Origin of the sequence: Pseudomonas sp. GM74 (assembly GCF_000282455.1) — a bacterium.
Lineage (GTDB): Bacteria > Pseudomonadota > Gammaproteobacteria > Pseudomonadales > Pseudomonadaceae > Aquipseudomonas.
Map to the genome: position 1 here is coordinate 1 of NZ_AKJG01000100.1, position 21,857 is coordinate 21,857.

Annotated in this window: 19 protein-coding genes; 9 read left to right on the forward strand and 10 right to left on the reverse strand. The window is 61.0% G+C overall.

The annotated features are described in order from the left end of the window. Positions 1-205: 205 nt before the first annotated feature. Positions 206-1,039, reverse strand: a complete 834-nt coding sequence (locus tag PMI34_RS08990; protein WP_008051848.1) for an AraC family transcriptional regulator — start codon at positions 1,037-1,039, stop codon at positions 206-208. 33 nt (positions 1,040-1,072) lie between these two features. Continuing rightward, positions 1,073-1,576 carry a VOC family protein gene (locus PMI34_RS08985; RefSeq protein WP_008051850.1) on the reverse strand — a complete coding sequence of 168 codons (504 nt, stop codon included), beginning with the start codon at positions 1,574-1,576 and terminating at the stop codon, positions 1,073-1,075. A 367-nt stretch (positions 1,577-1,943) separates the two neighbouring features. On the opposite strand from PMI34_RS08985, the gene PMI34_RS08980 reads away from it, so the two are divergent. The 6 genes from PMI34_RS08980 to PMI34_RS08955 all read left to right on the forward strand — a co-directional run bounded on the left by PMI34_RS08980 (position 1,944) and on the right by PMI34_RS08955 (position 8,601). After that, entirely contained in the window at positions 1,944-3,098 is a 1,155-nt protein-coding gene (locus PMI34_RS08980; RefSeq protein WP_008051854.1) for an NnrS family protein, read from the forward strand. Between the two features lie 171 nt (positions 3,099-3,269). After that, positions 3,270-3,725, forward strand: coding sequence for a (2Fe-2S)-binding protein (locus PMI34_RS08975; RefSeq protein WP_008051855.1), 456 nt, complete (start codon positions 3,270-3,272; stop codon positions 3,723-3,725). 7 nt (positions 3,726-3,732) lie between these two features. Continuing rightward, positions 3,733-5,901, forward strand: coding sequence for a xanthine dehydrogenase family protein molybdopterin-binding subunit (locus tag PMI34_RS08970; RefSeq protein WP_008051857.1), 2,169 nt, complete (start codon positions 3,733-3,735; stop codon positions 5,899-5,901). Between the two features lies 1 nt (position 5,902). Beyond that, entirely contained in the window at positions 5,903-6,484 is a 582-nt protein-coding gene (locus tag PMI34_RS08965; protein ID WP_008051859.1) for a hypothetical protein, read from the forward strand. Positions 6,485-6,557: 73 nt separating this feature from the next. Next, complete coding sequence (locus PMI34_RS08960) at positions 6,558-7,139, forward strand: GGDEF domain-containing protein (protein WP_008051862.1); 582 nt, start codon at positions 6,558-6,560, stop codon at positions 7,137-7,139. Positions 7,140-7,359: 220 nt separating this feature from the next. After that, positions 7,360-8,601: a delta-60 repeat domain-containing protein gene (locus tag PMI34_RS08955; RefSeq protein ID WP_008051863.1), complete on the forward strand. Its 1,242-nt coding sequence runs from the start codon at positions 7,360-7,362 to the stop codon at positions 8,599-8,601. Between the two features lie 68 nt (positions 8,602-8,669). On the opposite strand, the gene fabI is transcribed toward PMI34_RS08955, so the two are convergent. The 8 genes from fabI to gloB form a co-directional block, all read right to left on the reverse strand. Further along, positions 8,670-9,464: an enoyl-ACP reductase FabI gene (fabI, locus tag PMI34_RS08950; protein ID WP_008051864.1), complete on the reverse strand. Its 795-nt coding sequence runs from the start codon at positions 9,462-9,464 to the stop codon at positions 8,670-8,672. A gap of 19 nt (positions 9,465-9,483) precedes the next feature. Next, positions 9,484-11,094, reverse strand: coding sequence for an ABC transporter ATP-binding protein (locus tag PMI34_RS08945; protein ID WP_008051866.1), 1,611 nt, complete (start codon positions 11,092-11,094; stop codon positions 9,484-9,486). 1 nt (position 11,095) lies between these two features. Beyond that, positions 11,096-12,115 (reverse strand): ABC transporter permease, encoded by a 1,020-nt coding sequence (locus PMI34_RS08940; RefSeq protein ID WP_008051868.1) that lies wholly within the window; start codon positions 12,113-12,115, stop codon positions 11,096-11,098. A gap of 1 nt (position 12,116) precedes the next feature. Beyond that, positions 12,117-13,190 (reverse strand): microcin C ABC transporter permease YejB, encoded by a 1,074-nt coding sequence (locus tag PMI34_RS08935; RefSeq protein WP_008051869.1) that lies wholly within the window; start codon positions 13,188-13,190, stop codon positions 12,117-12,119. Between the two features lie 4 nt (positions 13,191-13,194). Then, positions 13,195-15,036, reverse strand: coding sequence for an extracellular solute-binding protein (locus PMI34_RS08930; RefSeq protein WP_008051870.1), 1,842 nt, complete (start codon positions 15,034-15,036; stop codon positions 13,195-13,197). Next, complete coding sequence (locus PMI34_RS08925; RefSeq protein ID WP_008051871.1) at positions 15,033-16,862, reverse strand: extracellular solute-binding protein; 1,830 nt, start codon at positions 16,860-16,862, stop codon at positions 15,033-15,035. The genes PMI34_RS08930 and PMI34_RS08925 overlap by 4 nt, the downstream gene beginning before the upstream one ends. A gap of 313 nt (positions 16,863-17,175) precedes the next feature. After that, positions 17,176-18,606, reverse strand: coding sequence for a transglycosylase SLT domain-containing protein (locus tag PMI34_RS08920; protein ID WP_008051872.1), 1,431 nt, complete (start codon positions 18,604-18,606; stop codon positions 17,176-17,178). Positions 18,607-18,705: 99 nt separating this feature from the next. Then, positions 18,706-19,473 carry a hydroxyacylglutathione hydrolase gene (gene gloB / locus PMI34_RS08915; protein ID WP_008051873.1) on the reverse strand — a complete coding sequence of 256 codons (768 nt, stop codon included), beginning with the start codon at positions 19,471-19,473 and terminating at the stop codon, positions 18,706-18,708. Between the two features lie 65 nt (positions 19,474-19,538). On the opposite strand from gloB, the gene PMI34_RS08910 reads away from it, so the two are divergent. From PMI34_RS08910 to dnaQ, 3 genes are all read left to right on the forward strand, one after another. Next, a complete protein-coding gene (locus PMI34_RS08910; RefSeq protein ID WP_008051875.1) occupies positions 19,539-20,297 on the forward strand; it encodes a class I SAM-dependent methyltransferase in 759 nt (252 codons plus the stop codon). Between the two features lie 92 nt (positions 20,298-20,389). Beyond that, positions 20,390-20,842: a ribonuclease HI gene (gene rnhA / locus PMI34_RS08905; RefSeq protein ID WP_007979123.1), complete on the forward strand. Its 453-nt coding sequence runs from the start codon at positions 20,390-20,392 to the stop codon at positions 20,840-20,842. Between the two features lie 193 nt (positions 20,843-21,035). Then, positions 21,036-21,794: a DNA polymerase III subunit epsilon gene (gene dnaQ, locus PMI34_RS08900; RefSeq protein ID WP_008051876.1), complete on the forward strand. Its 759-nt coding sequence runs from the start codon at positions 21,036-21,038 to the stop codon at positions 21,792-21,794. Positions 21,795-21,857 lie beyond the last annotated feature (63 nt).

A 21,857-nucleotide genomic window follows, 5' to 3' on the forward strand; every position in this document is an offset into this window, starting at 1 on the left:
TCCTGCCGTAATGGCAGCCACTGCAGGTTTTGTGGCGAGGGAGCTTGCTCCCGCTGGGCTGCGTAGCGGCCCCCGCTTTTCTTCAGATAAATGATGTAGGCAGGTTTTGCGACGGCTTCGCCGCCGAGCGGGACGGTGCGGCGATCCGACAAGCTCCCTCGCCACAGATTTAACCAAACCACAGATCTAGGTAAAGCCTCGGGTATCACCTCCGATACTGCCCCGGCGTCGCCGCCAGATGCTGTTTGAAGGCCCGTTGAAAATGCGCCTGATCGGCAAACCCCGCCTCCAGTGCCACGTCCGCGATCAGCTTGCCGCTGCGCAATTGATCCTGGGCGAACTGGATGCGCCGGTTCACCAGGAACGCGTGGGGCGTCATGCCGTAATGCTGTTTGAAGGCGCGGATCAGGTAGGACGGCGACAATTGCGCCGCCTCGCAAATGTCTTCGAGCCTGAGGGTTTGCGTGCAGTGTTCGCGGATGTAATCGGCAGCACGCTCGAGTTTGAAGTTGGGTTCGCGCAGCGGCTGATCGACCGGGTTGAGTCGTAGCTGCACGTCAGTGAAAAACTCCACGGCCACACTGTGCTTGCGCAGGACATCCTGCTGCGGGTCGACCAGCACTTCATACAAGCCCGCGAGGCCGGCAAACAGCTGGGCGTCCCGGGTGTGGGTCAGGGAAAAGCGGCGAAACGCCGCGGCATCGCTGAAGCCGAGCTGATGCTGCAAATCGGTCAGCCACGGCGTATCGACATACAGCATCAGGTACGACCAGGGTTGGTCTTCGATCGGGTTGCAGGCGTGGACGTCGCCGGGGTTCATCAGCACCACCGTGCCGGCGCTGACCTCGAAGGCTGACTGCTCATGGAGATAGGTGCTGCGCCCGGCGGTGATCGCCCCGATGGAAAAGTGCTCGTGGGCGTGCCGGGTGTAGCAGACTTCGCGCCCGTCGGCGATGGAGCGGGCTTCGATGAAGGGCAGGGTATCATCGCGCCAGAAGCGCGGGGCCTTGTCGGCGTTCTTGGCAACGGCGTGCTTCATGCTCACTCCTCGGCAGGTCAGCGCCCGAGTGTATTAGCTCTCGCCGTCAAAGGCTCGTTGCAGTGTGGCGATATCGAGTTTTTTCATCTGCATCATCGCCTGCATGGCCCGTTGGGATTTTTTCGTGTCGGGGTCCTTGATCATGTCCATCATCGCGACGGGGACGATCTGCCACGACAGCCCGAACTTGTCCTTGAGCCAACCGCATTGCTGGGCCTCGGGCGCGCCACCGGCCGACAGGTTGCCCCAGTAATGATCGACTTCTTCCTGGCTCAGGCAATTGACCTGAAACGAAACCGCCTCACTGAACTTGAACAGCGGTCCGCCGTTGAGCCCAGTGAAGCTCTGCCCGTCGAGCTCGAAGCTGACGGTCATGACCGAACCCTCGGGTCGCCCGTGGAACTCGAATCCGGCGTGGCCGTAATGGGTGATGGCAGTGATTTTCGAGTGGTCGAAGATCGAGCAATAGTACTTCGCCGCCTCTTCGGCCTGATCGTCGAACCAAAGGCAAGGCGTGAGTTTTTGTACGCGTAGCATGGTGCCAGCTCCTCTGCAGGTAACGCATGTTCCGGACTTTCAGCGTAGTCAGCCTCTGGTCGTCTGGCCGTACCGTAGATCGAGAAAATTGCCAGAGGGTTCAGTGGGTGTAGTCATAATGACTTTTAATGGAGTCAAACAGACTATTTTTGTGGTGGGTCTTTATGACTCGTATATGCGCAAGTGCCTGGATCTGAAGGGGTAAAAAACTGGCACGGGACTTGAAGAAGCAAAGGTACAACTGAACGCCATCAGGAGTACGCACAATGTTCAACTTCTTCAGCAACCCTCGGAACGTTCTTCAATGGTCGAGCCGTGTGCCCGGGGCGTATCACCTGAGCCAATTCCCGGCCCGAGTGGTGGCTTGATGCGTCGGCTTGCCGTTGCACCGGTCTTCAGCCTGGGCTTTCGACCCTTCTTTCTGGCCGGGGCCGGGTTCGCGGCTCTCGCCATTGCGATCTGGGCCTTGTGGCTGTACGGCCGCTTGCCCGGTGCGCAACCGGTGGGTGGCATGCTCGCCTGGCATCGGCACGAAATGCCTTTCGGATTTGCCGCGGCCATCATTGCCGGGTTCCTGCTGACGGCGGTGCCCAACTGGACCGGCCGGCCGGGGCTCAAGGGCTGGCCGCTGATCGGCCTGGTGCTGGTGTGGCTACTGGCGCGGCTGGCCTGGTGCCTGCCGATACCGGCGTCCTTGTTGTTGGCCTTGCAGGTTCCGTTTCTACCGTTGCTGGCGTGGGCGTTGGGGCGCGATCTGCTGGCCGCGGGCAAGCGCGAGAATTATCCGATTCTGTTAATGGTGATGCTGCTGGCCGGGTGTCAGGCGTTGACGTTGTCGGGATTTGCCGTTGATGACGCCAATCTGCAACGCCATGGCGTGCTGGCTGCCTTGTGGCTGGTGGGCGCACTGATGAGCGTGATCGGCGGGCGGGTGATTCCGTTCTTTATCCAGCGCGGCCTGAACCGGCCCGCAACGCCTGCGGCCCATCCATTGCCGGGCAAGGTGTTGCTGATCAGCGCCATGCTGGCGGCGGTGTCCTTTGCCGCTGGTTTGAATGACGTCCCACGGGTGTGGTTGGCGCTGGTGTTTGCATTGATCAGCGGCTTGCATCTGCTGCGATTGTGGCGCTGGCATGATTGCGGCCTGTGGCGCGTGCCGCTGCTGTGGTCGCTGTACCTGGCTTACGCCTGGCTCGCGTTGGCGACGCTGACCATGGCGCTGTGGCACCTGGGTTGGGTGCCGCAACAAAGCCTGGCCACCCATTCGCTGGCCGTCGGCGGCATCGGCGGGTTGATTCTGGCGATGATTGCGCGGGTCAGCCTGGGGCATACCGGGCGCTTGTTGCAGCCGTCAAAGGCGATCGTTGCGGGGTTTGCCCTGTTGTTGCTGGCGGGTGCTTGTCGAGTGTGGCTGGTACCGTTTTCCAGTCAGGGACTGGCGCTGTCGGCGTTGCTGTGGTGCAGCGCGTTTGGTGTTTTTGTCTGGCGCTACACCGGCATTTTATTGGGGCCGAGGCTCTAGCGAAGACCTTCAGGGCCGCTCTTCGAGGCGCCTTTTCATGACCGGTGGTCGATGCGCCACGGCCTGCCGGGAAAATTGCGCTTAGCTGAAGGGATAGCCCGAGGCGCACGCAGGTTTTACAAGGCCGCAGCGACGCCCCTTCAGATCACCCTGAGTCTGAGGAACCGCGCCATGCTGACCCTGAACATCAATGGCCAGGATCAGGAGCTGGATGTCCCCGCCGACATGCCGCTGCTCTGGGTCTTGCGCGATGTCGCCCACCTCACCGGCACCAAGTTCGGCTGTGGCATCGCCCAATGCGGAGCCTGCACCGTGCACGTAGATGGCGCACCGCTGCGCTCGTGCATCACACCGGCCACCGCCGTGGCCCATGGGCAAAAGATTCTCACCATCGAAGGCCTTTCCGCGGACGGTTCGCACCCGGTCCAGCAGGCATGGGCAGAACTCGACGTGGTCCAGTGTGGTTACTGTCAGTCCGGGCAGATCATGTCGGCAGCGGCGTTGCTGGCGAAAATTGCGAAACCGACCGACAGCGACATCGATCAGGCACTGTCCGGCAATATCTGCCGATGCGGCACTTACCCGCGGATACGCGCGGCGGTCAAGCGCGCCGCCGAGCTGGGATGAGGCGGCCATGAACAGCATCAACACGTTATCGCGCCGTGGTTTTCTCAAGGGCAGTGCCGTGCTGGGGGGCGGGCTGGTGGTGGCATTTGCCATGCCCGGTGCCCACCGTTTCACCATGGGCGCGGAGAATCAGGGCAATGTGTTTGCACCCAACGCCTTCCTGCGCATTGGCAACGACAACAGCGTCACCGTATTGCTCGGCCACTCGGAAATGGGCCAGGGCATCTGGACCGGCCTGACCATGCTGATCGCCGAAGAACTGGACGCCGACTGGACGAAGATCCGCGTCGAGCATTCCCCGGCGTCGGCCGCCGATTACGGCCTGCCTGGCTTTGGCGGGATGCAGATCACCGGCGGCTCGACCTCGACCTGGATGGAGTTCGACCGTTATCGCCAGGCCGGCGCGGCGGCGCGCTTGATGTTGATCGATGCGGCGGCCAAGCGTTTCAATGTCGCTCCATCCGAGATTCATACAGAATCTGGCGTAGTCATTGCCGGTGAGCATCGCGCAACTTATGGCGAGTTGGCCGATGACGCCGGGCAGTTGCCACGGCCGGACCCGGCGTCGATCAAACTCAAGGACGCCAAAGACTGGCGGCTGATCGGCAAACCCACCAAGCGTCTGGACACGCCGGAGAAAATCACTGGGCGGGCGAAATTCGGCATGGACGTGCAGTTCGACGGGTTGATGACTGCGATGGTCGCCCGTTCACCCACCTTCGGCGGTAGCGTCAAATCCTTCGAAGGCGCCGAAGCGCTGGCGATTGCGGGTGTGCACAAAGTGGTGCAAGTGCCGACAGGCATCGCAGTGATTGCCGATCACTTTTGGGCGGCGAAGCTGGGGCGCGATGCGCTGAAAATCGAGTGGAACCCGGGGCCGAACGCCGGGCTCAATAGCCGGGCGCTGCTGGAGAGCTTCCGCAAACTCGCTGCCACCCCCGGCCTGAACGCCGGTCAGGCGGGGGATACCCAGGCTGCGCTGGCGAAAGCGGCGAAGAAAATCGACGTTGAATACAGCGTGCCTTATCTGGCCCACGCGCCGATGGAGCCGCTGAACTGCACGGTGAGCATCACCCAGGACAAATGCGAAATCTGGACCGGCACCCAGTTCCAGACCCTGGACCAGATGGTCGCCGGGGAAATCACCGGGCTCAAGCCGGAACAAGTGGTGATCCATACCGAGTTTCTCGGTGGCGGTTTCGGGCGTCGGGCCAATCCGACGTCGGATTTCGTCAGCGAAGCGGTGTATGTCGCCAAGGCCGCCGGTGCACCGGTGAAAACCGTGTGGGCGCGGGAAGACGACATCCGCGGCGGCTATTACCGCTCGGCGTTCCTCCACCATGCGCGTATCGGGCTGGGCGCGGACGGCCTGCCACTGGCCTGGAAGCATGTGATGGTCGGACAGTCGATCATGGCCGGGACCTCGCTCGAAGCGAGCATGGTCAAGGACGGGATCGACAAGACCTCCGTCGAAGGCGTGGCCGACAGCCCATACTTCGAAGGACTGGCCAATCACCAGATCGAACTGCACTCACCGAAAACCGGCATCAGCGTGTTGTGGCTGCGTTCGGTGGGGCACACCCACACTGCGTTTGTCATGGAGTCGCTGATCGATGAACTGGCCACGGCGGCCGGCAAGGATCCGGTGGAATATCGGCGCACCTTGCTCAAGGACCATCCGCGCCACCTCGGTGTGCTGAACCTCGCGGTGGAGAAGGCCAACTGGACCGCGCCACTGCCGGACGGCCACGCCCTGGGTGTGGCGGTGCATGAGTCATTCGGCAGCTACGTGGCCCAAGTGGCCGAGGTGTCCCAGGACAACCTCGCCATCCGCGTGCACCGGGTGGTGTGCGCGGTGGACTGCGGTATTGCGGTCAACCCCCAGAGCATCGCCGCGCAGATGGAGTCGTGCATTACCTTTGGCCTCAGCTTCGCCCTGCACAGCAAGCTGACACTCAAGGACGGGCAGGTGGTGCAGTCCAACTATCACGACTATCAGGTGCTGCGGCTCAACGAAATGCCGGTGGTCGAAGTGCATATCGTGCCCAGCAGCGACAAGCCCGGTGGTATCGGCGAAGCCGGTGTGCCACCCATGGCGCCGGCGGTGGCCAACGCGGTATTTGCTTTGACCGGGCAGCGCCTGCGGGAGCTGCCCTTGCAGTTGTCGGGGGTGTGAGATGAAACGACATCACTGGTTGCTTGGGGCTGTGATCCTGGTCTGTCTCATAGCCTACGCATCGCACGTGTTCGCCGATGACCGCGAGGCCTTGCAGGCGTTCGACACCGTGCAGAAGGTCTTCCAGAGCCCCCGTTGCCAGAACTGCCACATTCCCGGGGATTCGCCGCTGCAATTCGATGCCGGCGTGCCCCACGCCATGAGTGTCGTGCGGGGCATGGACGGCAAGGGCTCGGCGGGGCTGCCCTGTGCAACCTGCCATGCGCAAAACAATCCGCCGGCCAGTTACGGTCCCCACGCGCCACCCGGGGCGCCGCACTGGAGTTTGCCACCGGCCGCGCACCGCATGGCCTGGATCGGCCTGCCAGCGGACAAGTTGTGCGCGATGATCAAGGATCGCTCCAGCAACGGCGATCGGGATTTCGCGGCGCTGATCAAGCACGTCAGCGACGACAAGCTGGTGCTGTGGGGCTGGAATCCCGGCGGCAATCGCGCACCGGTGCAAGTGCCCCACGATATCTTCGTTGCCCGGTTCAAAACCTGGGCCGATGCAGGAGGGCCGTGCCCGGTGGCCGGTAGCTGACCAGCGGCGCGCTAACAGGGAGTCAATGCGGGTACGGGCGACTCTAACGTACATACCTGCCAAGGAGTGAACGATGTTGATCTCAGGCAAAACGGGCAAATCGGGCCGATCAGCCAACCCGTTGCTCACGCCACAGCAAGAACGCGAACGGCTGCGCGAATTGGCTCGCCAGGCCGAACGAGAACTGGCAGGCGTGCAGATGGCGAGCATGGACGAGCTGACGCTGCTGTCCAATCGCCACGGCTTCACCGAACTGGCCCGGCTCGCGCTGGAGGCTTGCCGGGAGCTGGAGACGTCGGCAACGCTGCTGTACTTCAGCCTCGATGAATTCAAACGCATCTGCTATCTGTATGGCCGGGCCAAAGGTGACGATGCGCTCAAGACGTTCGCCGATGTCCTGCGGATCGGCTTTCGTGAAAACGATGTGGTCGGCCGACTCGAAGGCGATCGGTTCGTGGCGCTGCTGACCGGTTCCAGCGCCGTGGAGATTGAGGCGATCAAGGCACGGCTCAATGAGATACTCGATGAACGCAACGCCATGGCGCATCGCAGTTATGACATTCGGTTCAGTGTGACCCAGGTCGAATATGACCCCATTGTCCATGACTCAATCGAGGAGCTGCTGGAGGAGGCCGAGCGGGTGATGAGCCGTTAGGGCGGTGTTGTGTTGGCGGGCCTCTTCGCGAGCAGTCCGAATGGTCCTGAGTTTCTCGCTGCTTGCTTCATGGACGCGTGAACACTCTATGGGCTATCAGGACAGTTTTTTGGCTCCTAAAGACGCTTTAACTGTCATTTATGACAGTAGTTGTCGATTCCCCATTACCTCAAAGTGATTTGTCAGCAGATAAGAATCTGACATTTCAGAGGATGGGAGCATGACTGCACGAGCGGATACACCAAAAAAGGCGGGTGAGCTGGATGAGAGCTTTGCCGAGATGGGTTTGATCAATATTCCAGGCGGGAGCCATGGCTCGACTCGATGTGTTGTTGAACACAGCCAGGGGAAACTTGTTTACGTCGTCTATCAGGGTCGTTTTTGTTGGTTGCGTCGAGCAATGGCTGATGGCTCACCCGATCCTGAGTTCGGCGAAAAGGAAGGCGTTACAAAATGGCAATTTGAAGCAAACACAGACGCCAGGCCCACACAACTATTGGCTCAAGCCGATGGCAAGCTCCTGTTGATCGGCTCAACGGGCAGTGACCCATTCATGAGGCGTGTCGCTGTAACGCGATTCAATGAAAACGGCACCCCGGATTTGATCTTCGGCAAGAAGATTCTCCCGTTTCCGGTTGATCCCGTACCCCCGGATCATGCCTTGACCACTCCAGCTCCGGTGGGATACATCAGCGCTGATGGTCAACTTCTGCTGGCTTCCGGTTATTTGTTGAGTTCCTTTGATGGCTCATTTCTAGAGGAGGTGGGATTGCTGCATCGATTTGATGCGTCTGGCAAGCCCGACCTGGATTTTGGAACACGCGAAGTGCGATTCAACGGCGACAATTCGAAGATCCAGAGTGTCGATGTTTTGCCTGACAATCGCATTGTTGTATTCGGAAGCCTTGACCGTGTGGATCAAGGCCAGTCAAACCCAAGGTCTGCGTTAGCTTGCTATACACCGAAAGGCGAGCTGGATCGGGCGTTTGCGACGGACGGGTATTGGGAAGCAGACGACTACAGTCGTCATGGCCAAATGCAGGTGCATGAAGACAAAGTGATTTTTTCATCGAGCAGAACGATCGGCGGTGTGGGTTACCTTGCAGTGAACCGCCTGCTGGCTGATGGCTCCGTAGATTTTTCGTTTAACAGTGGGAAAACGGTATTGATCAATCTGGACGTACCCTCCGTTTTTCCCATGTCCATTGCTGTGCAGTCAGACAGGAAAATCGTGGTTGCCGGTTACACCTTTAATGGTGATCAGCAAACGTTGTTCTGGCTGCGTGTCAGCGAAGCGGGTGTGCTCGATAAGGATTTCGCAGAGCAAGGGATATCCAGACATGCTGAAGGCTATTTGAGTGACGGCATTGTTCAGCGTGAAAGTGGCCGAATCATCTTTGCCGCTGATCTGGGGCCGTACATTGGAGAGAAGCACCCTAAAGTCATAGGGGTTCAAAGTTGATGTTGATCGCATGGTTTCTGGTAAAAAAAAACCCGCCTCAATAGGCGGGTTTTTTAGCTGACCGAAAATTACTCTTCGAGGCTGCCCATGGCCGTGGTGTTGAAGCCACCGTCCACGTACATGATTTCACCGCTGATGCCGGACGCCAGGTCCGAGCACAGGAAGGCGCCGGCGTTGCCGACTTCTTCGATGGTGACGTTGCGACGCAACGGGGTTTGCGCTTCGTTGGCGGCCAGCATCTTGCGGAAGTTCTTGATACCGGAAGCGGCGAGGGTGCGGATCGGGCCTGCCGATACGCAGTTGACGCGAGTACCTTCCGGGCCCAGGGAGCCGGCCAGGTAACGTACGCCGGCTTCCAGGGAAGCCTTGGCCATGCCCATGACGTTGTAGTTCGGCATGGTGCGCTCGGCGCCCAGGTACGACAGGGTCAGCAGGCTGCCGTTGCGGCCTTTCATCATTTCGCGGCCAGCCTTGGCCAGGGCCACGAAGCTGTAGGCGCTGATGTCGTGGGAGATGCGGAAACCTTCACGGGTGGTGGCTTCGGTGAAGTCGCCGTCCAGTTGGTCGCCCGGGGCGAAGCCGACGGAGTGCACGATGCAGTCCAGGCCGTCCCACTTCTTGCTCAGCGCTTCGAAGACCTTGGCGATTTCTTCATCGCTGGCCACGTCGCACGGGAAGCACAGCTCAGGGCTCGAACCCCAGCCTTGTGCGAACTCTTCGACACGACCCTTGAGTTTGTCGTTCTGATAAGTGAAGGCAAGCTCAGCGCCCTCGCGATGCATGGCGGCAGCGATGCCGGATGCGATGGACAGCTTGCTGGCGACACCGACGATCAGTACGCGCTTACCGGCGAGAAAACCCATGTGTTGCTCCTCTTTCAGGTTATTGCGCAGTGGCCGGTGCCAAAAAAGCGGCTTCCAGCAACTGCTGTGTATACGGATGTTGGGGGGCGGCAAAAATGCTTTGCGCGTCTCCCTGTTCGACCACTTGGCCATGCTTGACCACCATCAACTGGTGGCTCAGCGCTTTCACCACAGCCAGGTCATGGCTGATAAACAGATACGTCAGGTTGTACTTGCTTTGCAGTGAACGTAAAAGCTCCACTACCTGGCGTTGTACTGTGCGGTCGAGGGCCGAAGTCGGCTCGTCCAGCAAAATCAACGCCGGTTTTAACACCAATGCCCGGGCAATGGCGATTCTCTGCCGTTGCCCGCCGGAAAATTCGTGGGGGTAGCGGTGCCGGGTTTCCGGATCCAGACCTACCTCCTTGAGTGCCGCAATGATCGCTTGTTCCTGTTCCGCCGCAGTGCCCATCTTGTGGATCCGCAAGCCTTCGCCAACGATGTCGTTCACGCACATCCGCGGGCTCAGGCTGCCGTACGGGTCCTGAAACACCACTTGCATCTCCCGCCGCAGCGGCCGTACCTGTTGCTGCGTCAGGCAGTCTAGCTGCCGGCCTTCAAAACGAATGGCGCCTTTGCTGGCGATCAACCGCAAAATCGCCAGGCCCAGGGTCGATTTGCCGGAACCGCTTTCTCCCACGATCCCCAGGGTCTGGCCCTGAGGCAGGCTGAAATTGATGCCGTCGACCGCCTTGACGTAATCCACCGTGCGCTTGAGCAGGCCTTTCTTGATCGGAAACCAGACTTTCAGGTCCTCGACCGCCAGCAGGGGCGGGCCGATCACGTTGCTTGCAGGCTTGCCGCCGGGCTCCGCTGCCAGCAGTTCCCGAGTGTACGGATGCTGCGGCGCGCGGAACAGTTCTTCGCACGATGCCTGTTCGACGATGCAACCTTGCTGCATGACACATACGCGATGCGCAATTCTTCGCACAAGGTTCAAATCATGGCTGATCAGCAGCAGCGCCATGCCCAGGCGGGCCTGCAATTCCTTGAGCAACTCGAGGATTTTCAGCTGGACGGTCACGTCCAGCGCGGTGGTCGGTTCGTCGGCGATCAGCAGTTCCGGTTCGTTGGCCAGGGCCATGGCGATCATCACCCGCTGGCGCTGGCCGCCGGACAATTCGTGGGGCAGGGCCTTGAGGCGCTTGTGCGGCTCGGGGATGCCGACCATCTCCAGCAGCTCCAGGGTGCGCTTGGTCGCGACCTTGCCGGTCAGGCCCTTGTGGATCCCCAGCACTTCGTTGATCTGCTTTTCAATCGAGTGCAGCGGGTTGAGCGAGGTCATCGGCTCCTGGAAGATCATCGCAATCCGGTTGCCGCGAATGTGGCGGATGGTTTTTTCTTTCAGGTCCAGCAGGTTCTGCCCGGAATATTCGATGGTGCCGGATGGATGCCGGGCGAGCGGGTAGGGCAGCAGGCGAAGGATCGAGTGGGCGGTTACCGATTTGCCGGATCCGCTCTCGCCGACCAGGGCCAGGGTTTCGCCGCGCTTGATGTCGAAGCTGACGCTTTCGACTGCCCGCTGGCAGCGATTGCCAACAACGAAATCGACGGACAGGTCGCGCACTTCGATCAGATTGTGCTGATTCATTTCACTTCCTCGGGTCGAAGGCATCGCGAGCGGACTCGCCGATGAACACCAGCAGACTCAACATCAAGGCCAGCACGGCAAAGGCGCTGATGCCCAGCCACGGCGCCTGCAGGTTGGATTTGCCCTGGGCCACCAGTTCGCCCAGGGACGGGCTGCCCGCCGGCAAACCGAAACCGAGGAAGTCCAGGGCGGTCAATGTGCCGATGGCGCCGGTGAGGATGAATGGCATGAAGGTCATGGTCGAGACCATTGCGTTGGGCAGGATATGGCGGAACATGATCGCGCCGTTCTGCATGCCCAGGGCGCGGGCGGCGCGCACGTATTCCAGGTTGCGCCCGCGCAGGAATTCGGCGCGCACCACGTCCACCAGGCTCATCCACGAGAACAGCAGCATGATCCCCAGCAACCACCAGAAATTGGGCTGCACGAAACTGGCGAGGATGATCAGCAGGTACAGCACCGGCAGCCCGGACCAGATCTCCAGGAAGCGCTGCCCGGCCAGATCCACCCAACCTCCGTAGAAACCCTGCAAGGCCCCGGCGATCACGCCGATGATCGAGCTGAGTACGGTCAGGGTCAGGGCGAACAGCACCGAAATGCGGAAACCGTAGATCACCCGGGCCAGCACATCACGGCCCTGGTCGTCGGTGCCCAGCAGGTTATCCGTCGATGGCGGGGCCGGGGCCGGGACTTTCAGGTCATAGTTGATGCTCTGGTAGCTGTAGGGAATCGGCGCCCACAGCACCCAGGCGTCCTTGGCCTTGAGCAGTTCGCGGATGTACGGGCTCTTGTAGTTCGCCTCCAGCGGAAATTCGCCGCCGAAGGTGGTTTCCGGGTAGCGCTTGAGCGCCGGGAAGTACCAGTTGTTGTCGTAGTGCACCACCAGCGGCTTGTCGTTGGCGATCAGCTCGGCGCCCAGGCTTGCGCCGAACAGGATCAGGAACAGCCACAGCGACCACCAGCCACGCTTGTTGGTCTTGAACAGTTCAAAGCGACGGCGATTGAGAGGGGACAGGTTCATCTCAATGCTCCCGGCTTTCGAAGTCGATGCGCGGATCGACAAAGGTGTAGGTCAGGTCACCAATCAGTTTCACCACCAGCCCCAGCAAGGTGAAGATGAACAGCGTGCCGAACACCACCGGGTAATCGCGGTTGATCGCCGCTTCGAAACTCATCAGGCCGAGGCCGTCGAGAGAGAAGATCACCTCCACCAGCAACGAGCCGGTGAAGAATATGCCGATGAGGGCCGAGGGGAAACCGGCGATCACCAGCAACATGGCGTTGCGGAACACATGGCCGTACAGCACGCGGTGGTTGGTCAGGCCCTTGGCCCTCGCGGTGATCACGTACTGCTTGTTGATCTCGTCGAGGAAGCTGTTCTTGGTCAGCAGGGTCATGGTCGCGAAGTTGCCGATCACCAGCGCGGTCACCGGCAGCGCCAGGTGCCAGAAGTAGTCGAGGATCTTGCCGCCCATGCTCAGTTCATCGAAGTTGTTCGAGGTCAGCCCGCGCAAGGGGAACCAGTCCAGGTAACTGCCGCCGGCGAACACCACGATCAGCAGGATGGCGAACAGGAACGCCGGGATCGCGTAGCCGACGATGATCGCCGAACTGGTCCAGACGTCGAAGTGGCTGCCGTGTCGCTTGGCCTTGGCGATCCCCAGCGGGATCGACACCAGGTACATGATCAGCGTGCTCCACAGCCCGAGGGAGATCGACACCGGCATCTTTTCCTTGATCAGATCAATGACCTTGGCGTCGCGGAAGAAGCTGTCGCCGAAATCCAGGGACGCATAGTTCTTGACCATGATCCACAAGCGTTCCGGCGCCGATTTGTCGAAGCCGTACATGTGTTCGATTTCCTTGATCAGCGCCGGGTCCAGGCCCTGGGCGCCGCGATAGGCGGAGCCGGCCACCGAGACTTCGGCGCCGCCGCCGGCGATCCGGCTGGTGGCGCCTTCGAAGCCTTCGAGCTTGGCGATCATCTGCTCCACCGGCCCGCCCGGGGCGGCCTGGATGATCACGAAGTTGATCAGCAGGATGCCGAACAGGGTTGGAATGATCAGCAACAGTCGCCGAAAAATGTACGCCAGCATCTGATTACTCCGTGCCCGCAGGAGCGGCCTGCAGTATGGTTTCGACTTCTATCGCCGGCTTGATGTCGGGCTTGACCCACCAGGTGGCCGTGCCGATGTCGTATTTAGGCGAGACCTTTGGATGGCCGATGTGGTTCCAGTACGCCACGCGCCAGGTCTTGATGTGCCAGTTGGGTATTACGTAATAGCCCCATTGCAGAACGCGGTCCAGTGCACGGGCGTGGGCCACCAGGCTGTTGCGCGAATCGGCGTTGATCAGTTGCTCGACCAGTTGATCGACCACCGGATCCTTCAGGCCCATGGAGTTGCGGCTGCCGGGTTTGTCGGCGGCGTCCGACATCCAGAATTCCCGTTGTTCGTTCCCTGGCGAGTTGGACTGCGGGAAGCTGCCGACGATCATGTCGAAGTCCCGGGAACGCACACGGTTGATGTATTGCGAAACGTCGACCCGGCGAATCACCAGATCAATGCCCAGGTCGCTCAGGTTGCGCTTGAACGGCAGCAGCACCCGTTCGAATTCGGTCTGGGCCAACAGGAACTCGATCACCACCGGCTTGCCGGTGGCGTCGACCATCTTGTCATCGACGATACGCCAGCCGGCCTCCTGCAGCAGTTGATAGGCTTGCCGTTGCTGGGCGCGGATCATGCCGCTGCCGTCGGTGGTCGGGTTCTGGAAGGCTTCGCTGAATACCTGCGGCGGCAGCTTGGCGCGGAACGGTTCGAGGATCGCCACCTGATCGGCGTCAGGCAGGCCGGTGGCGGCCATTTCCGAGTTCTCGAAGTAACTGCGGGTACGCGCGTAGGCGCCGTTGAACAGTTGCTTGTTGGTCCATTCGAAATCCAGCAGCAGCGACAAGGCCTGGCGCACACGCACATCCTGGAACACCGGGCGGCGCATATTGAACACGAAGCCTTGCATGCCGGTGGGATTGCCGTTGGGAATCTGTTCCTTGACCAGTCGACCTTCGGTGACCGCCGCAATGTTGTAGGCGTTGGCCCAGTTCTTCGCGGTCATTTCCAGCCAGTAGTCGAACTGTCCGGCCTTGAGCGCTTCCAGGGCGACGGTGTTGTCGCGGTAGTAATCTGTGGTCATCACGTCGAAGTTGTAGAAACCGCGATTGGCCGGCAGGTCCTTGCCCCAGTAGTCCTTGACCCGCTCATAACGCACCGAGCGTCCGGCCTTCACTTCGCTGACCTTGTACGGGCCACTGCCCAGCGGGATTTCCAGGTTGCCCTTGTTGAAGTCGCGGTCGACCCACCAATGCTTGGGCAGCACCGGCAACTGGCCGAGGATCAGCGGCAGTTCGCGGTTGTTGGTGTGCTTGAACTTGAACAGGACGGTCAGCGGGTCTTCGGCGATCACTTCGGCCACGTCGCTGTAGTAGCCGCGATACATCGGTGCACCGTCCTTGGTCAGCATCTGGAAGCTGAACACCACGTCCTCGGCGCGTACGGGATGGCCGTCATGGAAACGTGCTTCGGGGCGCAGGTAGAAGCGCACCCAGGCGTTATCCGGGGCTTTCTCGATCAGCCGGGCGATCAAACCGTACTCGGTGAACGGCTCGTCCAGGCCCTGTTTGGCCAGGGTGTCGTAGATCATGCCGATATCGTCCGCCGGCACACCTTTGCTGATGAAGGGGTTGAGGCTGTCGAAGCCGCCGAAACCGGCCTGACGGAAAATCCCGCCCTTGGGTGCTTCGGGATTCACGTAGTCGAAGTGTTTGAAGTCGGCCGGGTATTTCGGTGGTTCGTTGTACAGGGTCACGGCATGTTGCGGGGCGGCGCAGGCCAGCCCGGCGAACAGCAGACCGCTGGCCTGCAGGAGCAGGGCATGGATGGGTTTCATTGATCTTTCTCCGAAGATTTCAGCCACCACGCGTTCAGGCCCAGGGCGTAGGGCGGCGTGGTGACGAAGGCGAGCCGGTTGCGGTACGCCAGACGGTGATAATTGAGGTACCAGTTGGGAACGATGTAGTGCTGCCACAGCAGCACGCGGTCGAGGGCCTTGCCGGCGGCGACCTGTTCATCGCGGGTCTGGGCGGCCAGCAACTGTTCGAGCAAATGGTCGACCACCGGGTTGGCAATGCCGGCGTAGTTCTTGCTGCCCTTGACCCCGGCCTGGCTGGAGTGAAAGTACTGCCATTGTTCCAGGCCCGGGCTGAGCGTCTGGTTGAGGGTCATCAGAATCATGTCGAAATCGAACTGGTCGAGGCGTTGCTTGTATTGCGCGCGATCGACCGTACGCAGCCGCGCGTCGATGCCGATGCTGGCCAGGTTCTCGACGTAAGGCTGGAGGATGCGTTCCAGGTTCGGATTGACCAGCAGCAGTTCCAGGCGCAACGGCTGCCCGGTGGCGTTTTGCAAGCGCTGGCCATTGAGCTTCCAGCCGGCCTCGGCAAGCAGGCCGAGAGCTTTGCGCAGGGTCTCCCGGGGAATGCCACGGCCATCGGTCTGCGGCAGGCTGAACGGCTCGATAAAGAGTCTGGCCGGCAGTTGCTCGCGATAGGGCTTGAGCAACAGCCATTCATGCCCGACCGGCAAACCGCTGGCCGAGAACTCGCTGTTGGGGTAGTAGCTCATGGCACGTTGGTAGGCGCCGCCGAACAGCGTGCGGTTGGTCCATTCAAAGTTGAACATCAGCCCCAGCGCTTCACGGACCCTGGCGTCCGAGAATGTCGGACGGCGGCTGTTCATGAACAGGCCCTGGGTCTGGGTCGGGATCTGGTGGGGGATCTGTGCCTTGATCACGTCACCACGGCGTATGGCGGGGAAGTCGTAGCCGGTGTCCCAGTTTTTTGCCTGATGCTCGATATAGATGTCGAACTCGCCGGCCTTGAACGCCTCGAACGCCACGTCGCTGTCGCGGTAGAACTCGACTTCCATGCGATCGAAGTTGTACTTGCCGCGATTGACCGGCAGGTCCTTGCCCCAGTAATCCTTGACCCGTTCGAAGACGATCTGCCGCCCTGGCGTGGCCGAGGCGATGCGATACGGTCCGCTGCCCAGCGGCGGCTCGAAAGTGGTGGCCTTGAAGTCGCGCCCTTTCCAGTAGTGCTGCGCCAGCACCGGCATTTCACCCAGGCGCAGGATCAGCAACGGATTGCCGGCACGCTTGAACACGAAGCGGATGCGCCGGGGGTTGAGGATGTCGACCCGCGACACTTCCTGAAGGCTGGTGCGGTACAGCGGATGGCCTTCCTTGAGCAGCACGCGATAGGAGAACGCGACGTCGTAGGCGGTGATCGGCGTGCCGTCATGAAAGCGTGCTTCGGGACGCAGGTTGAATACCACCCAACTGCGGTTCTCGTTGTACTCCACCGACTGGGCGATCAGGCCATAGCTGGAAGCGGGCTCGTCACCCGACGGCGCGTATTGCCCGGTGCCGACCATCAGCGGTTCGTTGAGTTCATTGATGCCGTATTGCAGGAAGCTCGGCGTGATGACCGGGCTGGTGCCCTTGAAGGTGTAGGGGTTGAGCGTATCGAAGGTACCAAACGCCATGACCCGCAACGTACCGCCCTTGGGCGCTTGCGGGTTGACCCAGTCGAAGTGGGTAAATCGGGCCGGGTACTTGAGCGTGCCGAACTGCGCATAACCATGGCTTTCGCTGATCGTCGCGCTTGCGGTGCAGCTCAAGGCCAGGCTGATCAGGAAAAGGAGGGGACGCTTCAAATAGGGGATCCGGTCCGGGCGGCTTGGGCTTTGTGCACCGTACAGTAACAGCTTGTATGGGCAGGAAAAAGACGGCGGTTAATGCTTGGTTAATTGTATGGGTAGATGCCTTGTAGCAGCTGGCGAAGCCTGCGTCCGGCTCGGGCCGCGTTCGGACGAAGCAGTCGTGAATCCTGAGTGCAAGGTCATCCTGACTCACCGCATTGTCTGAATCTACGACTGCTTCGCAGCCGGACGCAGGCTTCGCCAGCTGCTACAGGGCCGGTGCAGGGTGTCCGGACAAAACAAGCCCCTCGATTGAGGGGCTGTTTTTTTAGTGCGGATTGGCCACCGTCAACATCTGGCCGGGCTTGAGCGCCTGGCCGACTCGCGGGTTCCAGCGCTTGAGGTGCTGCATCTCTACGTTGAAGCGCTTGGCCACGATGTACAGCGAGTCGCCTTGCTGGACCTTGTACTTGGTCTGCTGCTTCTTGGTATTGGCTGCAATCACGGTATTGACGCGCCCGGAGCTACGCTTGCTGGTGTCCTGCATGACCAGGGTCTGGCCGGGCTTGAGGTTCTTGCCGGTCAACTTGTTCCAGCGTTGCAGGTCCTTCACATCGACGTTGTTGGCCTTGGCGATGGAGCCGAGGTTGTCACCCCGCTTGACCCGGTAGGAGCGCTTGACGCTGGCGACCCGGGTGTCGTCGGCACCTTCGAAGACCGGCTTGAGCGATTTCTTGCTGATCAGTTCTTCAGGGCGCATGGTCTGCAGGCTGCTGGTCAGCAGTTGTGCCTTGGAGGTCGGGACCAGCAGATGTTGCGGGCCGTCGAGGGTGGTGCGCTGCTTGAAGGCCGGGTTGAGCTGGAACAGTTCGTCTTCGTCGATGTTGGCGACTTCAGCGACCTTGGACAGGTCCATGCGCTGGTTGATTTCGACGACCTGGAAGTAGGGCTCGTTGGCGATCGGGTTGAGGTTCACGCCATAGGCTTCCGGCGCCATCACCACCTGCGACAGTGCCAGCAACTTCGGCACGTAGGCCTGGGTTTCGGAGGGCAGCGGCAGGTTCCAGTAGTCGGTCGGCAGGCCGAGGCGTTCGTTGCGCTCGATGGCCCGGCTGACGGTACCTTCGCCGGCGTTGTAGGCCGCCAGGGCCAGCATCCAGTCGCCGTTGAACATGTCGTGCAGGCGGGTCAGGTAATCCAGCGCGGCGGTGGTCGACGCGGTGATGTCGCGACGGCCATCATAGAAACGGGTTTGTCGCAGGTTGAAGTAACGCCCGGTGGAGGGGATGAATTGCCAAAGACCCACCGCGTCGGCCCGGGAATAGGCCATCGGGTTGTAGGCACTTTCAATCACTGGCAACAGGGCCAGTTCCAGCGGCATGTTGCGTTCTTCAAGGCGTTCGACGATGTAGTGAATGTAGAGGCTGCCACGTTCGCCGGCGTTTTCGAGGAAAGACGGATTGCTGGCGAACCACAGGCGCTGCTGCTCGATGCGCGGGTTGACACCCAGCCCGTCCTGCAGCTGGAAGCCCTGGCGCATACGCTCCCAGACGTCCTGTGGAATTTGCGGGCTGGGCTTTTCGCTGAGCCAGATCGGCTTCTGCTTGGCGCGCGCGGCGATGTTCGGCGTGTGCGCCGCATCGGTCTGCGGCGCATGGCTGGAACAGCCCGCCAGGGTGGCGGACACAGCCACCGCAATGGCTTGAGCCAGGCGGGTCAATGCGTCGGAACTGATGGCTTTGCGAATAGGTGACGACATTGGCTGGAAGTAAGTTCCGGGCAAAAATGTCGGGCGATTCTAGAAAGCACACCCTGCGCGGTCAACCTTTCAGAATTGTTGCAATCTTGAGAAGCCCCTTTAGAACCTGTCTTTCCACGCTCGAAGCGCAGCAAAAACCATATCGGGCGCCGAGTTATCGGTGCCGGTCCGTTCGTCCGCTTTTTCTTTAACGGATGTTTCACCGGAGCGCAAAAACGGGTTTGTGAGCTTTTCCAGCGCCAGTGTCGAGGGCAGCGTCATGATCCCGGATTCCCGTAGGCGGGCGACTTTGGCCAGGCGCTCGGCGGTGTCCGGGTTGTTCGGTTCGACGGCCGCGGCAAACTTCAGGTTGCCGAGGGTGTATTCGTGGGTGCAGTACACCAGCGTGTCATCCGGCAACCCGGCAAGGCGTGTCAGCGAGCTGTACATTTGCTGTGGCGTGCCTTCGAACAAGCGTCCGCAACCGGCGGCAAACAGTGTGTCGCCGCAGAACAGCAAGCCGTGATGGTAATAGGCGATGTGCCCCAGGGTGTGGCCCGGGACCGCGAGGACGTCGAAGTCCCAGCCGAGCACGCTGACCTTGTCGTTGTCCCTGAGCGCAACGTCCCGCCCCGGGATCGTTTCGCTGGCCGGACCATAGACTTTCGCGTCCGTCGCTTTTTTCAGCTGTTCGACGCCGCCGACGTGGTCATGATGGTGATGAGTGATCAAAATATCACTCAGTACCCAGCCCGGATTGGCACCGAGCCAGGCCTTCACGGGGGCTGCATCACCCGGGTCGACGACCGCGCAGCGCTTGCTGCCGTGGTCTTGTAACAACCAGATGTAGTTGTCGGTGAAGGCGGGCAGGGCAGTGATCTGTATCATCGTCGGATTCGCCAAGCGGAAAACATTGGCGCATCTTAGAGCTTCCTGGCGCGTTGGAGAATGCAATGACTGATAAAGCGTTCGCACAAGCCGATCCTGACTGGCTGGCGTTGATCAGCGCCGCCCGCGAGTGGCTGGCCGGTCCCCTCGGGCAATTTCTGCTGGACGAAGAGCGGCGCATGCTCGAAGACGAGCTCGGGCGGTTTTTTGGTGGCTATCTGGTGCATTACGGTCCCTCGGCCCAGACCCCGCCGCCGGCCCCCCAGGTGCAGCGCAATGTGCGCCTTGGCGCGCCGTTGCCGGGGGTCGAGATCGTTTGCGAGGAACAGGCCTGGCCGCTGAGCGAGCATGCCGCCGATGTGGTGGTGCTGCAGCATGGCCTGGATTTCTGCCTGTCGCCCCACGGTCTGCTTCGCGAGGCGGCCAGCAGTGTTCGCCCCGGCGGGCATTTGCTGATCATCGGCATCAACCCCTGGAGCAGTTGGGGCCTGCGCCATGTGTTTGCCCAGGATGCGCTGCGCAAGGCGCGCTGCATTTCGCCGTCACGGGTCGCGGACTGGCTGAACCTGCTGGGCTTCGCGCTGGAGAAACGCCGCTTCGGGTGCTATCGTCCGCCGCTTGCGTCACCGGCATGGCAGACCCGCCTGGCCGGTTGGGAGCGCAAGGCCGGTGACTGGCAATTGTCGGGTGGCGGCTTCTATTTATTGGTGGCGCGCAAGATCGTGGTGGGCCTGCGACCGGTCCGTCAGGAACGGCGCGAACCGATGGGCAAGCTGATCCCTTTGCCGATGGCCAAGGTCAACCGGCGCAACATCGAACCGTAATTCACACTTTTCATTTGCGGCCGGGCATGTCCCGGCTTCGGGCGTCGTCGGTCAGCGATCGGCGGGCCAGCGCATTTTCTGGATAGATTGGCATGAGCGATAGCGTAGAACTGTTCACCGACGGCGCCTGCAAAGGCAATCCTGGCCCTGGCGGCTGGGGCGCACTGCTGGTGTGCAAGGGCGTCGAAAAGGAACTGTGGGGCGGCGAAGCCAATACCACCAACAACCGCATGGAGCTGATGGGCGCGATCCGTGGCCTGGAAGAGCTCAAGCGTCCTTGCGAGGTGCTGCTGGTGACCGACTCCCAGTACGTGATGAAAGGTATCAACGAGTGGATGGACAACTGGAAGAAGCGCGGCTGGAAAACCGCGGCGAAGGAACCGGTGAAAAACGCTGATCTGTGGAAGTTGCTCGATGAGCAGGTCAACCGCCACAAGGTCACCTGGAAATGGGTGCGCGGACACATTGGCCATCACGGCAACGAACGGGCCGACCAGTTGGCCAACCGTGGCGTGGATGAAGTGCGTGGGTACAAGCAGGGCTGATTCCGGTACTGCCGATGCACCGCGCCGCGGCCTTCGCGAGCTAGCCCGCTCCCACATTGATCTCCATGCGCCACAGATCCCTTGTGGGAGCGGGCTTGCTCGCGAAGGTGGCGACTCGGTGTATCTGAAAGCCCCTGCAAGCGTGATAACATCGCCGTTTTTGCACGATTGACCGATTGAGAGCTGAGCACTGATGGCCACCAGATCCGTTGTACTCGACACCGAAACCACCGGCATGCCGGTGACCGACGGCCACCGGATTATCGAAATCGGTTGTGTCGAGTTGATCGGCCGACGCCTGACGGGCCGGCACTTTCACGTGTACCTGCAACCCGATCGCGAAAGTGACGAGGGCGCCATCGGCGTTCACGGCATCACCAACGAATTCCTCGTGGGCAAGCCGCGTTTCGCCGAGGTGGCCGAAGAGTTCTTCGAGTTCATCAAGGGCGCGCAGCTGATCATCCATAACGCGGCGTTCGACGTTGGCTTCATCAACAACGAATTCGCCCTGATGGGGCAGCAGGACCGCGCGGACATCACGCAGCACTGCTCGATCCTCGACACCCTGATGATGGCCCGGGAGCGTCACCCGGGGCAGCGCAACAGCCTCGACGCCCTGTGCAAACGCTATGGCGTCGACAACTCCGGCCGTGAACTGCACGGCGCCTTGCTCGACTCCGAGATTCTCGCCGACGTCTACCTGACCATGACCGGGGGGCAGACCAGCCTGTCCCTGGCCGGCAACGCCTCCGATGGCAATGGCTCCGGTGAAGGGGCGGACAATTCGGCCACCGAGATTCGCCGTTTGCCGGCGGATCGCCAGCCGACGCGCATCATCCGCGCCAGCGAAGACGACCTGGCCCGCCACGCGGCGCGCCTGGAAATCATCGGCAAATCCGCGGGTGCCCCGGCGTTGTGGGTGCAGTTGGCCGAGGCGCAAGCGCAGGCCTGACGCCCTGGAAAGCATTCTCGCCACAAGTTGGTGCATCCCGCTCGCCACATCCTCTGCAACACT

Excerpts from the sequence above, each read along its gene's own strand:
- PMI34_RS08990 (WP_008051848.1), bottom strand. The coding sequence starts at position 1,039 with ATGAAGCACGCCGTTGCCAAGAACGCCGACAAGGCCCCGCGCTTCTGG.
- PMI34_RS08985 (WP_008051850.1), bottom strand. The coding sequence starts at position 1,576 with ATGCTACGCGTACAAAAACTCACGCCTTGCCTTTGGTTCGACGATCAG.
- PMI34_RS08980 (WP_008051854.1), top strand. The coding sequence starts at position 1,944 with ATGCGTCGGCTTGCCGTTGCACCGGTCTTCAGCCTGGGCTTTCGACCC.
- PMI34_RS08975 (WP_008051855.1), top strand. The coding sequence starts at position 3,270 with ATGCTGACCCTGAACATCAATGGCCAGGATCAGGAGCTGGATGTCCCC.
- PMI34_RS08970 (WP_008051857.1), top strand. The coding sequence starts at position 3,733 with ATGAACAGCATCAACACGTTATCGCGCCGTGGTTTTCTCAAGGGCAGT.
- PMI34_RS08965 (WP_008051859.1), top strand. The coding sequence starts at position 5,903 with ATGAAACGACATCACTGGTTGCTTGGGGCTGTGATCCTGGTCTGTCTC.
- PMI34_RS08960 (WP_008051862.1), top strand. The coding sequence starts at position 6,558 with ATGTTGATCTCAGGCAAAACGGGCAAATCGGGCCGATCAGCCAACCCG.
- PMI34_RS08955 (WP_008051863.1), top strand. The coding sequence starts at position 7,360 with ATGACTGCACGAGCGGATACACCAAAAAAGGCGGGTGAGCTGGATGAG.
- fabI (WP_008051864.1), bottom strand. The coding sequence starts at position 9,464 with ATGGGTTTTCTCGCCGGTAAGCGCGTACTGATCGTCGGTGTCGCCAGC.
- PMI34_RS08945 (WP_008051866.1), bottom strand. The coding sequence starts at position 11,094 with ATGAATCAGCACAATCTGATCGAAGTGCGCGACCTGTCCGTCGATTTC.
- PMI34_RS08940 (WP_008051868.1), bottom strand. The coding sequence starts at position 12,115 with ATGAACCTGTCCCCTCTCAATCGCCGTCGCTTTGAACTGTTCAAGACC.
- PMI34_RS08935 (WP_008051869.1), bottom strand. The coding sequence starts at position 13,190 with ATGCTGGCGTACATTTTTCGGCGACTGTTGCTGATCATTCCAACCCTG.
- PMI34_RS08930 (WP_008051870.1), bottom strand. The coding sequence starts at position 15,036 with ATGAAACCCATCCATGCCCTGCTCCTGCAGGCCAGCGGTCTGCTGTTC.
- PMI34_RS08920 (WP_008051872.1), bottom strand. The coding sequence starts at position 18,606 with ATGTCGTCACCTATTCGCAAAGCCATCAGTTCCGACGCATTGACCCGC.
- gloB (WP_008051873.1), bottom strand. The coding sequence starts at position 19,473 with ATGATACAGATCACTGCCCTGCCCGCCTTCACCGACAACTACATCTGG.
- PMI34_RS08910 (WP_008051875.1), top strand. The coding sequence starts at position 19,539 with ATGACTGATAAAGCGTTCGCACAAGCCGATCCTGACTGGCTGGCGTTG.
- rnhA (WP_007979123.1), top strand. The coding sequence starts at position 20,390 with ATGAGCGATAGCGTAGAACTGTTCACCGACGGCGCCTGCAAAGGCAAT.
- dnaQ (WP_008051876.1), top strand. The coding sequence starts at position 21,036 with ATGGCCACCAGATCCGTTGTACTCGACACCGAAACCACCGGCATGCCG.